This is a genomic window from Halomonas sp., assembly GCF_031581305.1.
Classification (GTDB): domain Bacteria; phylum Pseudomonadota; class Gammaproteobacteria; order Pseudomonadales; family Halomonadaceae; genus Halomonas.
Genome location: NZ_JAVLBC010000062.1, coordinates 1 through 14,990, shown reverse-complemented (window position 1 = coordinate 14,990; position 14,990 = coordinate 1). Strand labels below are relative to the sequence as shown.

Annotated in this window: 12 protein-coding genes; 2 read left to right on the top strand and 10 right to left on the bottom strand. The window is 65.2% G+C overall.

Translation table 11 applies throughout. The features are described from left to right. The 8 genes from gltB to pilM all read right to left on the bottom strand — a co-directional run. A partial coding sequence (gene gltB / locus RI841_RS07180) for a glutamate synthase large subunit (RefSeq protein ID WP_310704910.1) occupies window positions 1-2,013 on the bottom strand: 2,013 nt, incomplete at its 3' end. Window positions 2,014-2,451: 438 nt separating this feature from the next. After that, on the bottom strand, window positions 2,452-3,558 hold the full coding sequence (aroB, locus tag RI841_RS07175; protein ID WP_310704909.1) for a 3-dehydroquinate synthase: 1,107 nt from the start codon (window positions 3,556-3,558) through the stop codon (window positions 2,452-2,454). Window positions 3,559-3,562: 4 nt separating this feature from the next. After that, the gene (gene aroK, locus RI841_RS07170; protein ID WP_310704908.1) at window positions 3,563-4,105 is read right to left on the bottom strand and encodes a shikimate kinase AroK; all 543 of its coding nucleotides are present in this window, start codon (window positions 4,103-4,105) and stop codon (window positions 3,563-3,565) included. Beyond that, window positions 4,105-6,258 carry a type IV pilus secretin PilQ gene (gene pilQ / locus RI841_RS07165; RefSeq protein ID WP_310704907.1) on the bottom strand — a complete coding sequence of 718 codons (2,154 nt, stop codon included), beginning with the start codon at window positions 6,256-6,258 and terminating at the stop codon, window positions 4,105-4,107. Before pilQ ends, aroK begins: the two co-directional genes overlap by 1 nt. Window positions 6,259-6,317: 59 nt before the next feature. Continuing rightward, window positions 6,318-6,848, bottom strand: a complete 531-nt coding sequence (locus RI841_RS07160) for a pilus assembly protein PilP (protein WP_310704906.1) — start codon at window positions 6,846-6,848, stop codon at window positions 6,318-6,320. Continuing rightward, window positions 6,845-7,474, bottom strand: coding sequence for a type 4a pilus biogenesis protein PilO (locus RI841_RS07155; RefSeq protein ID WP_310704905.1), 630 nt, complete (start codon window positions 7,472-7,474; stop codon window positions 6,845-6,847). The genes RI841_RS07160 and RI841_RS07155 overlap by 4 nt, the downstream gene beginning before the upstream one ends. Next, window positions 7,471-8,043, bottom strand: coding sequence for a PilN domain-containing protein (locus tag RI841_RS07150; protein ID WP_310704904.1), 573 nt, complete (start codon window positions 8,041-8,043; stop codon window positions 7,471-7,473). The genes RI841_RS07155 and RI841_RS07150 overlap by 4 nt, the downstream gene beginning before the upstream one ends. After that, entirely contained in the window at window positions 8,040-9,101 is a 1,062-nt protein-coding gene (gene pilM, locus RI841_RS07145; RefSeq protein WP_310704903.1) for a type IV pilus assembly protein PilM, read from the bottom strand. Before pilM ends, RI841_RS07150 begins: the two co-directional genes overlap by 4 nt. Window positions 9,102-9,365: 264 nt before the next feature. Between pilM and RI841_RS07140 the strand changes: the two genes are divergently transcribed. Further along, entirely contained in the window at window positions 9,366-11,894 is a 2,529-nt protein-coding gene (locus tag RI841_RS07140) for a penicillin-binding protein 1A (RefSeq protein WP_310704902.1), read from the top strand. A 133-nt stretch (window positions 11,895-12,027) separates the two neighbouring features. Here the strand turns inward: RI841_RS07140 and RI841_RS07135 are convergent, their stop codons facing one another. Next, window positions 12,028-13,299, bottom strand: coding sequence for a malic enzyme-like NAD(P)-binding protein (locus RI841_RS07135; protein ID WP_310704901.1), 1,272 nt, complete (start codon window positions 13,297-13,299; stop codon window positions 12,028-12,030). 251 nt (window positions 13,300-13,550) lie between these two features. Next, on the bottom strand, window positions 13,551-13,763 hold the full coding sequence (rpmE, locus tag RI841_RS07130) for a 50S ribosomal protein L31 (RefSeq protein ID WP_310704900.1): 213 nt from the start codon (window positions 13,761-13,763) through the stop codon (window positions 13,551-13,553). Window positions 13,764-13,910: 147 nt separating this feature from the next. Between rpmE and RI841_RS07125 the strand changes: the two genes are divergently transcribed. Continuing rightward, window positions 13,911-14,990: DEAD/DEAH box helicase (locus RI841_RS07125; protein WP_310704899.1), on the top strand; the 1,080-nt coding region annotated here is incomplete at its 3' end.

Below are 14,990 nucleotides of genomic sequence, written 5' to 3'. Positions count from 1 at the left end.
CGTGGCGCCGACGCCGAAGAGCACCGCCATCTGGTGAGCATCGCGGGCATAACCGGTCTCCACCACGATATTACAGCGTGGCCGCAGAGCCAGGCGCCCCAGGTGATGGTGCACTGCGCCCACGGCCAGCGCCGCATGAATGGGCACCAGTCCCTTGCCCAGCTCGGCATCACTGAGCACCAGGATCACCCTGCCGTCGTTGACCGCTTGTTCGGCCTGGCGACAGAGTTCATGGATCGCACCCTTGAGGCCGGTCTCCTGAGGATCATAGCCCAGCGACAGGGTGTGGCTGGCGAAGGCCGGATCGTCCTGGTTGACCAGGGCGGCGAACTTGCGCGGCGAGAGGATCGGCGTGGTCAGGATGATGCGATGAGCGTGCTCCGGCGTCGCCTTGAAGACGTTGAGCTCGGCGCCGATGCAGGTCTCCAGCGACATCACGATCGCCTCGCGCAGCGGGTCGATGGCCGGGTTGGTGACCTGGGCGAATTTCTGGCGGAAGTAGTCGGTGAGCAGGCGCTGCTTGGCGGAGAGCACCGCCATGGGGGTGTCGTCGCCCATGGAGCCCACGGCCTCCTGGCCGCTCTCGGCCAGCGGACGCAGCACCTGGTCGCGCTCCTCGAAGCTGACCTGGAACATCTTCTGCTGAGTGAGCAGCGCCTCGGGATCCATGTTCTGGAAGCTGGCGAGCTCGGTCAGCGCTGACTCCAGATACTGCGCCTCTTGCTTCAGCCAACGCTTGTAGGGATAGGCGGACTTGAGGCGCTCGTCGATGTCGGACGTGTGCAGTACCTCGCCAGTCTCGGTGTCCACGGCGAGTATCTGGCCCGGGCCGACGCGCCCCTTGGCCACCACGTCCTCGGGTTTATAGCCGTAGGTACCGATCTCCGAAGCCAGAGTGATGTAGCCGTTTTTAGTGATCACCCAGCGGGCCGGACGCAGCCCGTTGCGGTCGAGCATGCAGACGGCCTGGCGGCCGTCGGTCATGACCACTCCGGCGGGGCCGTCCCAGGGCTCCATGTGCATGGAGTTGTACTCGTAGAAGGCGCGCAGGTCGCCGTCCATCAGCTCCACGTTCTGCCAGGCCGGCGGCACCATCATGCGCACCGCACGATGGAGCTCCATGCCACCGGTAAGCAGCACTTCGAGCATGTTGTCCATGCTCGAGGAGTCCGACCCGGTGGTATTGACGATCTCGTCGAGCCCGACGATCTCGGGCAGCCGTTCGTTGACGAAGTTCTCCTTGCGCGAATTGGCCCAGCCCCGGTTGGCCTCCACGGTATTGATCTCGCCGTTATGGGCAAGCAGCCGGAACGGCTGGGCCAGCGGCCAACGCGGCGCGGTGTTAGTGGAAAAGCGCTGGTGGAAGACGCAGATTGCGGTCTCCAGACGCTCGTCGCCCAGGTCAGGATAGAAGGCCGGCAGATCCACCGGCATCATCAGCCCCTTGTAGGAGACGACCTCGCGGGAGAGCGAGCAGACATAGAAGTCCTCGTCGTCGCGTAGTTTCTCCTCGGCGCGGCGACGGGCCATGAAGAGGTCCACATCAAAATGTCCGACTTCGTCGCCCCCCGGCTCGACGAACAGCTGACGGATCCGCGGCAGGCAGTCGAGTGCCATGGGCCCGCAGACGCTGGCATCCACCGGCACGTCGCGCCAGCCCGCCACCTGCAGGCCACGCGCCTCGAGTTCGGCGACCAGGGTCTCGCGGCCGCGGGCCTCGCGGGCGTCATCGTCGGGCAGGAAGACCACGCCCACGGCGTAGTGCTCGCCCAGGGCGACGCCCAGGGCCTCACGGGCCGCCTCCCGCATGAAGGCGTCCGGCATCTGGAGCAGCAGCCCGCAGCCATCGCCGGTCTTGCCATCCGCCGCGATACCGCCACGGTGGGTCATGCAGGTCAGGGACTCGATGGCAGTCTTGAGCAGGTCGTGACTGGCCTGGCCCTCCATGTGGGCGATCAGGCCGAATCCGCAGTTGTCGCGGAACTCGCCGGGCTGATGAAGACCTCTGTTCATGGGCGTGCCTCGGGTTGAAGGGTTTCTTTAGCAGTCATCACATGTTATTTTTTGGGGTTTTCCTTTTTCCATGCTGCGCCAAAAACGGCCGCACGACTGCTCGACAAAAGGCCGCCCAGCATAGCCAGAACCCCCCCGACGCGCAATATTTCGCCCCCATCACGCCGCGCAAAACCATCGACAAATCCGTTACTTGCAACAACTGAAATCGGGAAAAACCCGATAACTCAATAGCTTGCAAACACCAACAACGATTATACAACGCAGCAGAAAACACCTTAGACTTTGGTCGGCAAGCTTGTCATTTCCCCATGCCGATCCGGTATGAGCCATGCATATCCTTGTAGCCAGAGAGCGTGGCGACGGCCTCACACCTCAGGACACGACGACGCCCGCTCGAGGCGGGCGTCGGCAAGCACGAGAAGGGGGGGGCTGGCGTCAGCGGCGAGGAAAGGCCTCAAGCAGGGCGGCCAGGGTCTCGGGCGGCGTCTCATCATGGATGCAGGCCTCGCCCAGGGTGCGCAACAGGATCAGGCGCAGGCGGCTGTCGAGATTCTTCTTGTCGAGGCGCATGATGGCGAGGAAGTCCTCCACGCCCATGTTGGCCGGGGCGGCCAGGGGCAAGTCCGCGGCCTCGATGATCGCCCGGGTACGCGCCACCTCCGCGTCGCTCAGCCAGCCCAGCCGGCAGGAGAGCTCGGCGGCCATCAGCATGCCGGCGCCCACGGCCTCGCCGTGCAACCAGTTGCCGTAGCCCTGGTGGGCCTCGATGGCGTGGCCAAAGGTATGGCCCAGGTTGAGCAATGCCCGCACGCCCTGCTCTGTCTCGTCCTCGGCGACGATCTGTGCCTTGAGGGTACAGCTGCGCTCGATGGCCCGGGTCAGGGCGGCGGCATCGAGGCCACGCAGCGCGCTCATCTCCGCTTCCAGCCAGGCCAGGAAATCGGCATCACGGATCAGCCCGTACTTGATCACCTCGGCGAGCCCTGCCGAAAGCTCCCGCGGCGGCAGCGTTGCCAGGGTGTCGGTATCGACCAGCACCGCCCGCGGCTGCCAGAAGGCGCCGATCATGTTCTTGCCCCGCGGATGGTTCACCCCCGTCTTGCCACCCACCGAGGAGTCGACCTGGGCGAGCAGTGTGGTCGGCACCTGCACGAAGGCCACGCCGCGCTGGTAGCAGGCCGCGGCGAAGCCGACCATGTCGCCGATCACTCCGCCGCCCAGGGCGATGAGGGTGCAACGACGATTGAAGCCGGCCGCCAGCAGGGCATCCCAGATCCGCTCGACGCTGGCCACTGTCTTGGTGACCTCACCGTCGGGCAGGACCAACTCGCGAATCTCGAGGTCGGCGGCAAGCCCCTGCCTGAGGCGCGCCAGGTAGAGCGGCGCCACGGTCTCGTTGGTGACCACCATGACCTGGCGGCCTGCCAGGTGCGGCGAAAGCCACTGAGGGTCGCCGAGCAGCCCGGGGCCGATGTGGATGGGATAGCTGCGCTCGCCCAGCGCCACCTCGAGGGTGCACGGGCCATTCGAGGAGTTGCTCATGACGTCAGGCCTTGCATTGCAGGGGATCGACCAGGCGCGTTACGCGCCGCACGATCTCGTTAACCACGGCGCGCGGGCCGCGCCGATCCGTGCGTACCACCAGATCGGCGGTGGCACGGTACAGGGGATCACGCCGTGCGAACATGTCGCGCAGCAGCTGCTCGCGGTCACCGCGCTGCAGCAGCGGCCGGTTGCGATCCTTGGCGGTACGCCGCAGCTGCTGCTCCACGGTGGTGAGCAGATAGACGACGGTACCGCTCTCGCGTAACAACCGGCGGTTCTCCTCGCGCAGCACGGCACCGCCACCGGTGGCGATGACCACGCCTTCACGGCGAGTCAGTTCGCGGATCATCTGGGTCTCGCGGTCGCGGAAGCCCGCCTCGCCCTCGACGTCGAAAATCCATGGGATGTCGGCGCCGCAGCGCGCCTGGATCTCATGGTCGCTGTCGTAGAACTCGCGTGACAGTTCGGCCGCCAGAAGGCGGCCGATGGTGCTCTTGCCGGCCCCCATGGGACCGACCAGTATCAGGTTGGGAAGTGCCTGCATCAGCGAATGGCCAGGTTGTCGTCCAGTATTCGGGGCGTGATGAATACCAACAACTCTACCTTATCATTGGTGTTCTCGGTATAGCGGAAGAGGTTCCCCAGCACCGGAAGGTCGCCCAGGAAGGGGGTCTTGAACAGGCTACGAACCTCGTCAGTCTTGAGGATGCCGCCGAGCACCACCGTCTCGCCGTTGTCCACCAACACCTGGGTGGTGATCTCGTTGGTGTCGATGGAGGGCACACCATTGAAGAGCTCACCCACGGTATCGTTGTTGATCACCAGATCCATGATGATGCGATTGTCCGGAGTGATCTGCGGCGTCACCTCCAGCGACAGCACAGCATCCTTGAACTCGGTATCGGTTGCCCCACTGGACGTCGCTTCCTGATAAGGAATCTCGGTACCCTGCTTGATCACTGCAGTGCGCTGGTTGGCGGTGATCACCCGGGGCTGGGAGATGGTCTGACTCTTGCCCTCGCTCTCCAGGGCGCGCAGCTCAAGGTCGAGCAGGATATCACCGGAGAGATAGCCGAAGCTGAAAGCGGTATTCGCAGTGGCAGAATTCCCCATATCCACGGCCAAGCCACCGCGCCGAAAGACCTCACCGCTCGGGTCGTCATAGCGTCCTGTAAACTCACCTCGAGACTCTCGCTGACCGCTGAAGTCATCGCCGTAGGTCGCGGTCGGACTGCCCGACGAGGCCCCGCCTAGATCGAGCCGACCACCACCTCTAGGTGATGAAAGCCCCCAATTCACCCCCAGCTCGCGGGTGGCACTGTCGCGGGCGATAACGATTCGTGCCTCTATCTGCACCTGACGCACCGCCACATCAAGTGTCTCAAACGTTGCGAGGATGGAATCGATCTTGTCGGCGGTATCCTGAATCAAGAGGGTATTGGTACGGGCATCCACGGCCACCTTGCCCCGCTCCGACAGCAGGCCGAAACCTTCCTCGCCGCGCAGCAGACGGGCCATGTCCTCGGCCTTGGCATACTTCATCTGGATATATTCGGACTCCAGCGGGGCCAGGGTCTCGAGCTGCTCGCGCGCCTGGAGCTCGATCTGCTCACGCTGGGCAAGCTCCGAGGCCGGGGCCACGACGATAACGTTACCCTCCTGGCGACTGGCCAGGCCGTGGCTCTTCAATACCAGGTCCAGGGCCTGGTCCCAGGGCACGTCCTGCAGGTTGAGCGTGACGCGGCCGGTCACGCTGTCGCTGGCCACCAGGTTGAGGCCGGTGAAGTCGGCAATGATTGCCAGTACCGAGCGCACTTCGATGTCCTGAAAGTTCAGGGTGATGCGCTCGCCGGTGTAGGGGAACTGCTCGCGGACGCGCTCCTCGCGCTCCGCCTGGGTGACCGGCTGGGCCTCGATGGTCAGCTGGCGGCCGCTCTGGGTAGAGAGCATGGCGAAGCTGCCACTACCCTCGATGTCCAGGGTCACGCTGTCACGGCCGACCCGCGGCGTGACGCGCTCGAGCGGCGTGCCGAAGTCGCTGACGTCGTAGACCTGGTCCAGCGAGGCTGGTAGATCGACACCGCGCAGCTCGGCAACGATGCGATTGCGGCCGCTCTCGCGCACCCGAGCATCCACCCCGGCGCGATCGAAGGTCACCACCAGTCGCCCGGCCCCGCCGTCGCCGCGGCGGAAGTCGATGTCCTGGATGCTCGGCTCGTCGTAGGCCGAAGCGGTGTCGCGGCTCGGGCTCGCCGGGGCGGCGGTGGTCGAGGAGGAGGCCGTGGTCGAGGCGGTCGTGGCCGCCGGCGGCTGGCCGGCCCCGCCGCCGATGGAGAGACGCAGGCGGTCGCCTTGCTGGCGGGTGTCATAGGGCAGGGGCCCTTCCAGTTCGAAGACCAGGCGTGTGCGCGAGCCGGCCTCCAGGACCGTGACCCGCTCGACCCCACCGATGCCCAGCTCCTCGCGGCGGCGCTGCAAGGCGCTGTCGGTGTCCATCAGGTCGATGGTCAGTCGGGCCGGGGCGTCGAGGCGATAGCCGCGCACCTCGGGAATCGGACCTCGGAAGTCGAGATCCACTTCCAGCGCCCCGTCACTGCCCTGGCGGAAATCCAGGTCAGCAAGGGTGGAGGCCGCCGCGGCGGCCGTGGAGACCGCCAGCAGTGCCACGATTGCGAGACCACGAATCATCGGTTGCATTGTTCCCTTCCCCTGCTGGGCTCTGCCGCCTCGAGCCCGGCGGCATGGCATGAACGGTTCTATTCACCCTCGCCGAGGGCAATCTGCCTGGTGCGCTCCTGCCAGGCGTTTTTCTCGAGCACAGTCTCCACCAGTACCAGAGAGTCATCGGTGATGCTCACGATACGCCCATGGTCCAGGCCCATGTAGTCGCCGATCCTGACCCGATACACCTTTCCATCCGGCCCCCGCACCAGCGCCGAAGGCTCCCCGTCCACCGTCAGGGTTCCGACCAGATCCAGCTCGGAGAGATCGTAGGCCTCGAGCGGCTCTCGCGGACGATCCGCCGACGGTGCGAGCTCACTGGACTGAGGGGCTTCACGCTGATCCTGCATGCGCCGGGGCACGAAGGGACTCCTGGCATCACGCCCCGAATACACCACGCGGTCAACCTGCGGAATTTCCGGAAGCTCTACCCGGGGAACGTCCCCCGGATCCGTTCGGACCTCGGCCAGCTCCTGCTCGAGGCTGCGGAGCTCAGGGTCCGCACAGGCAGCCAGTAAACCCAGGCCCAAGGCGAGAAGTGCGTGGCGTCCGTTCAACCTGGTCACGGTGCCTCCTCCTCGTCCGATTGGCGATAACGGTAGGTTCGGGCAAGCATGGATAGCTGCAACTGCTGACCACCCGCGCCTTCTTGGGGCTCGAGCGTCAGATCATGCTGGGTGACGATGCGTGGCAGGCTGGCGACAGTTGCCAAGAATTCCGCGATGCGGTGATACCCCCCCCGCACCCGGATATCGAATGGCTGCTCGACATAGAACTCTTGGGTGACGGGGCTACGCAGACGAATGAAGTCGATGGAAAGCTGGTTGCTGATAGCCGCTTCACTGATGTTATCGATCAGCGACGGCACCTCGGCGCCCGTAGGCAGCATCTCCTTGAGCAGGCCCATGCGCTCCTCGAGGACGGCCATCTCTTCACGCATGACATCCAGGCGCGCCGCTTGCGCTGCCTTGCTCTGGTAATCCCTGATCATACGGACCTCTTCTGTCCTGGCCTGATCCAGCTCCTCGGCCTTGGGAGCAGCCAGGTACCAGTACATGCCAGCGAGAGTGAGCCCCAGCACCAGCAAGCAGCAGATCAGCTGCAGCAGGAAGGGCCAGCCACCGGACTCCTTGATGTCCAGCTCCCCCCAGTCCATCGCCCGTAGCCGACGCCATTCGTCTTTCACGTTCATGGCTTACCTCCGGGTACATCCTCAGAAGCAGGCGGCATATGCTGACCGAGGCTGAGGCTGAAACGCCGCAGCTCCCCCTCCTGTGCGGCCTCAACCTCGGATAGCACAGGCTGGGTGAGAGACGTCGCAGCATCCAGCGCTCGCAGCTGATCGGACACTTGCCGGTTATTTTCGGCCATCCCTGCCAACTGCAGGCTGTTCTCCTGGCGGTTGAACCGGGTGTAATGCACACCATCGACGAGGCTGGTCACCAGGTCGTTGAAGACGTGAACGGTCTGACCTCGTCCCGCCTGAAGCTCCGTGAAGACCCCCACCTGGGCCACCATGGTTTGCCGAATACTCTCAAGCTCACTGATCTCACGGATGGCGACATTCAGCTCCTTGGTCTCGGCCTCGACGAACCGATTGCGCTCCTGCTGAGCACTCAACCGCTGTTCGTAATACCAGGTCATGCCATAACCGGCACCGAGGCCGATCAGCGCCATCAACGCCAGCGCCAGGTAGAACCGCTTGCTGCGCCGGGCACGCAATTCCTCCCGCCAGGGGAGCAGGTTGATCTCGATGGTCATTTGCCTACCCTCATCGCCAGGCCGCAGGCAGTGAGCATGGCCGGGGCATCACCGGTCAGGGTCGGGACATCGATGCGGGGACTCACCTTCATGCGACGGAAGGGGTTGGCGATCACTACCTCCATACCGCTCTCCTCGGCCAGGCGTTCCGCCAGCCCCGGCAGCACGCTGGTGCCACCGGCCAGGATCATCCGCCGGACCTCCTGCTTACGACCGGCGGTATAATAGAGCTGCAATGAACGCCCCACCTGCTGAACCAGGGTATCGAGGAAGGGGTCCAGCACGCTGCGCTGGTAGTCGTCGGGAAGGCCGCCGCGTTTCTTGGCCAGGCCCGCCTCCTCGAGAGTCAGCCCATAGCGGTTGCGAATCTCGTCGGTCAGCTGACGGCCACCGAACACGGTATCGCGGCTGTAGGTGACGCGCCCCTCGCGCAGCACGTGGAAGGCATTCATGGTGGCGCCGATGTCTACCAGGGCCACGCACTCCTGCTCGCCATCGGCCGCGGGCAGCTGGTGGCGGAGTTCCTGGAAGGTGCGCTCCATGGCGAAGGTCTCGACATCCACGGCCACCGGGGTGAGCCCGGCCTGCATCACCGCCTCGGTCAACTGATTGACGTCCTGCTGGCGACAGGCGACCAGTAGGACGTCCTGCTGATCGCCATAGCGCGAGTTGAGGCCCAGCCGCTGGAAATCGAAGGCGACTTCGCTGAACGGAAAGGGGATATGCTTGTCTGATTCGAGCTGGATGCGCGCCTCGATCTCATCGTCATTCAAGGAGGCAGGCAGAGTGAGGGACTTGGTGATGGCGGCACTCGCTGGCACAGCCACAGCGGCGTTACGCGAGCCCGGTCGGGCATGATCCACGGCACGCTTGAGCGCGTCCACCACAGCCGACATGTCACGGATACGCCGCTCGATCACGGCGCCTTCACGCAGAGGCCGTACGGCGTAGCTTTCAACCTGGTAGTGGCTACCAGCGCGCTTGAGTTCGATAACCTTGACGGTTGCCGAAGTGATATCGACACCGACCAGTCCCTTGCCGGATGCTCTCAGTCGCATCTTGAGTCATGCCCCTGGCTGATCCATGCGGCGTGCCGCTCATTATGATTATCCACTCCGATCCGGGGCGGAAGGCGCAACATTCATCATACCCGATCCGTAATCGAAAATTACATGATATTGCCGGATCACACACGAATGTCGGTGTCGCCACGTGTCAACGCTGGTGGCCATCTCCCCGGCTTCCTATAATGGCAGCCGCAAGGTAAAGCCACTTTCATCGTGATCACTTCGCCCCGTTCCCAGCATGGATACCGCGTTTTCATGAAGTTACTCAGAACCCTGGTTGCCTCCGTCCTCTGGCTGCTGATATCACTTTCCACCGCCGGGGTACTGGGCGTAGTGGGTGCCGCGCTCTACTTTGCCCCCGGTCTGCCCGATGTGCGCCAGTTGCAGGACTTCGAGCTGCAGACCCCGCTGCGCATCTTCACGCGCGACGGCAAGCTGATCGGCGAGTTCGGGGAGGAGCGCCGCACCCCGGTGGAGTATGACGAGATTCCCGAGCCACTCATCGGAGCCCTGCTGGCCGCCGAGGATGCCACCTACTTCGACCACCGTGGTGTCGATCCCAAGGGCCTGGCGCGCGCCGCCGTGGAACTGGTAGCCAGCGGTGGCGACATCCAGTCCGGGGGCTCGACCATCACCATGCAGGTGGCGCGCAACTATTTGCTCACCCTGGACCGGACCTTCACCCGCAAGATCCGTGAGATCCTCCTGGCGCTGCAGATGGAGCAGATACTCTCCAAGGAGGAGATCCTCGAGCTCTACGTCAACAAGATCTATCTAGGCAACCGCGCCTACGGCATCGCCGCCGCCGCGGAGGTCTACTACGATCGGCCGCTGGCCGAGCTGACCTTGGCGGAGACAGCAATGATCGCCGGACTGCCCAAGGCGCCCTCTGCCTTCAACCCGCTGGCCAACGCCGAGCGGGCGCTGATCCGCCGCAACTGGATCCTGTTCCGCATGCGGGAGCTCAATATCATCGACCAGCCGGCCTATGATGAAGCCGTTCAGGCCCCCGTTACCGCGCGGCGCCACCTTACCCAACTCGAGGTGGAGGCCGACTACGTCGCCGAGATGGCTCGGCAGATCGCCGTGGAGCGTTACGGCGACCGGGCCTACACCGGCGGGTATCGCATCCATACGACCCTGGACAGCGAGCTGCAGCCGCTGGCAGGACAGGCCCTGGCCGGCGGCCTGATCACGTATGATACCCGCCACGGGTGGCGTGGCCCCGAGCAGACCGACATTCCGCGCAGCCTGGCAGAAGCCCAGGAACGCACCGACCGCGAGGGTCTTGAGGAGGAGCTCGCCGAGTCGCCCGAGATCATGCAGACTGCCCGCCGCGCCGCCGAGCGAAGTCAGACCGAGATCGAGGGCATCGAAGGCGATGTCAGCAATTGGCTGCAGGTGCTCGAGCGCACCCCCGCCTATGGCCCCCTGAAGCCGGCCATCGTGGTCGAAAGCGAAGGCCGTGAAATGCGAGTGCTGGCCCGCGGGGGCGAGCTGCATACCCTCGACTGGGCCGGCCTGGAGTGGGCGCGCCCCTATCGCAGTGCCAAGAGCCGGGGAGCGGCCCCGGGCGCAGCCGGCGAGATCGCCAGCCGTGGCGACCTGGTGCGCATCCTGCAGCGGGACGACGGTAGCTGGCGCCTTTCCCAGCGTCCCGACGTCGAAGGCTCGCTGGTGGCGATGGACCCCGACACTGGGGCCATCCTCGCTCTCCAGGGCGGCTTCGACTTCGATGCCAGCAAGTTCAACCGTGCCACCCAGGCCCGCCGCCAGTCCGGCTCGATCTTCAAGCCCTTCGTCTACCTGGCGGCGATCAACAGCGGCGAGATGAACCCGGCGAGCGTGGTCAACGATGCCCCGGTGGTGATGCAGGACGGCAGCGACGAGCTGTGGCGTCCCTCCAACTCCAGCGGCGACTTCCTCGGCCCGACCCGGATCAGGCTGGGCCTGGCAAGGTCGCGCAACCTCATCACCATCCGCGTGCTGCAGTCCCTGGGACTGGATCGCACCATCGACTTCCTCGAGGGGTTCGGCTTCGACCCCGACCAGCTGCCGCGCGGCCTCTCCCTGGCGCTGGGCAGTGCCAGCCTGACCCCCCTGGAGATGACCAACGCCTACGCGGTACTGGCCAACGGCGGCTTCAAGGTATCCCCCTGGTTCATCGACCGGGTGGCCCGCGGCAACGACACCTCGGTCATCGACGAGGCCGCACCACGCGTCGCCTGCCGCGACTGCCCCGAGGACCAGACGATGGTCGAGATCGATGGCGAGACCTACGAGGTGGCCCCCCGGGTGGCCGACCCCGCCGCCGTCTATATCCTGCGCGACATGCTGCGCGACGTGGTCGAGCGTGGCACCGCCCGCAAGGCCCTGGAACTGAACCGTGGCGACATCGTCGGCAAGACCGGCACCACCAACGACCAGCGCGATGCCTGGTTCGCCGGCTTCAACAGCGACCTGGTCTCCACCGCCTGGGTGGGCAAGGATGACAACTCCTCCACCGCCGAGTACGGTTCTCAGGCCGCCCTGCCGATCTGGATGGAGTTCATGGGCCAGGCCCTGGAGGGGCAGCCAGAGCGCTGGCCCGAGCGGCCGGAGGGCGTGGTCACCGAGCGGGTCGATCCCGACACCGGGCGCCTGCTGCGCGATGGCCAGGGCGGCGGTATCGAGGAGCTGTTCATGGCCGACCATCTGCCCGACTTCCAACCGCGTCGCGTCGAGCGTGAGATCGAGCGCGAGAGCGGTTCTCAGGGCACCGGTGCCTACGAGGCTATCTTCTAGAACGTCACCTGCAACGGGCGGTGGAGATGCCGCCCGACCACCACATCCTCGGTTACACAACATCCCCTATTGCACACACGACAACGCCGGCCATGAGGCCGGCGTTGTCGTGGCACAGTGAAGGCGCTAAAGCTTAACCACCGTAAACGTCATCTACGGTCTTCAACGGATAGTGGGAGGGATAGGGCTTGCGCGCCACCCCGGAGTCCACCGCCGCCTGGGCCACCGCCGAGGAGATCCGGTCGAGCAGACGGATGTCCACGGGAGTGGGAATGATGTACTCCGGCCCAAAACGCATCTCGTCCATCTCATAGGCCTCCAGCACCTCCTTTGGCACCGGCTCGCGAGCGAGGTCCTTGAGGGCGTGGACGGCGGCAACCTTCATCTCCTCGTTGATGCGAGTGGCGCGCACGTCGAGCGCCCCGCGGAAGAGGAAGGGAAAGCCCAGCACGTTGTTGACCTGGTTGGGGTAGTCGGAACGGCCGGTGGCCATGATCACGTCCGGACGCGCCTCCCGGGCCACGTCGGGGTGGATCTCCGGGTCGGGATTGGTGCAGGCGAAGACCACTGGATTGGGAGCCATGCTGCGGATATGGTCGGCACTCATCAGTCCCGGGCCGGAGAGGCCGACGAAGACGTCGGCCCCTTCGATGGCATCACCCAGGGTCCGCTTGTCGGTCTCCACGGCGAACATTGCCTTGTACTGGTTCAGGTCCTCGCGACCGCTATGGATCACCCCCTTGCGGTCAAGCATCACGATATTCTCGGGATGCGCTCCGCAGGCGACCAGCAGCTTCATGCAGGCGATAGCTGCGGCGCCGGCTCCCAGGCAGACGATACGCGCGTTGCCCAGCGACTTGCCGGCGATATCCAGCGCATTGAGCATGCCCGCGGCAGTGACAATGGCCGTACCATGCTGATCATCATGGAACACCGGGATGCTGCACTGCTCGACCAGCGCCTGCTCGATTTCGAAGCACTCGGGGGCCTTGATGTCCTCGAGGTTGATGCCGCCCCAGGTATCGGCGATGCGCGCCACGGTGTCGATGAAGGCCTGAGGGCTCTCGGCATTGACCTCGATATCCACCGAATTGATGCCGGCGAAGCGCTTGAACAGCACCCCCTTGCCTTCCATCACCGGCTTGCTGGCCATTGGCCCAAGATTACCGAGACCGAGGATGGCGCTACCGTCGGAGATCACTGCCACCAGGTTGCCCTTGCCGGTATAGAGGTAGGCATTCTCCGGGTCATTAGCAATCTCGCGAACCGGCTCCGCCACGCCCGGGCTGTAGGCCAAGGAGAGGTCCCGGGCGGTGGCGGTGGGCTTGGTGAGCTCCACCGACAGCTTTCCGGGAATGGGTTTCGCGTGGTAGTCCAGCGCCGCCTTCTTCTTCGCGTCTGTCATGCTGAGAGGATCCGGTAAACAGTGGGAGGTCGGCTAGCCTATACAAAAAGCCCGACGCCCTCAACTCACCAGACATCCCACCCTGTTGTACGCTCGTTTGAAGACGTTGACGACTAGTTGCCGATAATTATGGATAACCCCCAGCCATAATGCTTTTGTTATCCTCCAAGGCCGACAAACGACAGGCAGTCGGACAGAAAGAAACCCGCCACGATGGGCGGGTTTCTCAATGCTACGATGTGCCGGGCGGCTCAGCGCTTGATGGCGGCACCGAAGCGCTTGTTGAAGCGCTCGACGCGACCACCGGTGGTCGCCTGCTTCTGCTTGCCGGTGTAGAAGGGGTGGCACTGGGAGCAGACGTCCAGGGAGAAGTCGTGATCGGCGGTAGTGCCGACCTCAAAGGTGGCGCCGCAGGAACAGGTCGCGGTGACCATCTTGTAATCCGGGTGGATACCTTGTTTCATCTTGAGCCTCATGAAGCTGTATGCCGCCACCTGATCTTCTGCCAGGCACCGCATACGGGTTGTCTGTAGATGCGAACCGGTTGCCGCCACGCACTCAGTGTGTCCGCAGCGGCGAAGCATTCTAGCAGAGCCGACGCCGGAGGCCAATTGCCCGACTCCCCCTGCCCGCCCGTGCCACGCGTACTGGGCGTTGCCGTGCCCTCGCCGCTGCGCCGGCTGTTCGACTACCGCCCCTGCCGTGCGTCCCCCCCAGGCGGCTGGCAGCCCGGCCTGCGGGTGCAAGTACCCTTCGGCCGCCGAGAGGTCGTCGGCGTGGTGGTGGAGTGCCGCGACGAAAGCGAACTGCCGCTCTCGAGCCTCAGGCCGGTGGCGGGCTGCCTCGACGAGGCTCCGCTGCCAGCCGACTGGCTGTGGCTGTGCCGCTTCGCCGCCCGCTACTACCAGCACGCCCTCGGCGACACCCTGCACCAGGCAATGCCGGGGCTGCTGCGCCAGGGCCGGGCGCTCGAGGCCCGTACCCGCGAGCGCTGGTGCGTGACCCCCGCCGGCCACCAGGAGGCCCCGCCGGGCCTGTCCCGAGCCCCCCGCCAGGTCGAGCTGCTGAGCATGCTGCGCCAGCATCCCCACGGGCTGGTCAGTCAGGCGATCCTCGCCCAGTCGTTTAGCCGCGACCAGCTGCGCGCCCTGGTCGACAAGGGCCTGGTGGCCCGTCATGAAGAGCCCCTTGCCGCCTCGCCGGCGGCCGAGGGCGACCCACGACTCGCGGAACCCGCCCTGCCCCTCAACCGAGAGCAGGCCGTGGCGCTGGCCGCCATCCACGAGCGGCTCGACGATTTTCACCCCTGCCTGCTGCATGGCATCACCGGCAGCGGCAAGACCGAGGTCTACCTGCAACTCATCGAGGCGGTCATCGGCCACCATCGCCAGGCCCTGGTGCTGGTCCCCGAGATCGGCCTGACGCCCCAGACCCTTGCCCGCTTCCGCCGTCGATTCCAGGCGCCGGTGGTGGCCCTGCACTCGGGACTCACCGATCATGAGCGCCTCGATGCCTGGGAGGCCGCCGCCAGCGGCCGGGCGCCCATCGTGCTGGGAACCCGCTCGGCCATCTTCACCCCCCTGGCCCGCCCCGGGGTGATCATCGTCGACGAGGAGCACGACGGCTCCTACAAGCAGCAGGACGGCCTGCGCTACCATGCCCGCGACCTGGCGGTGGCACGCGCCCACCAT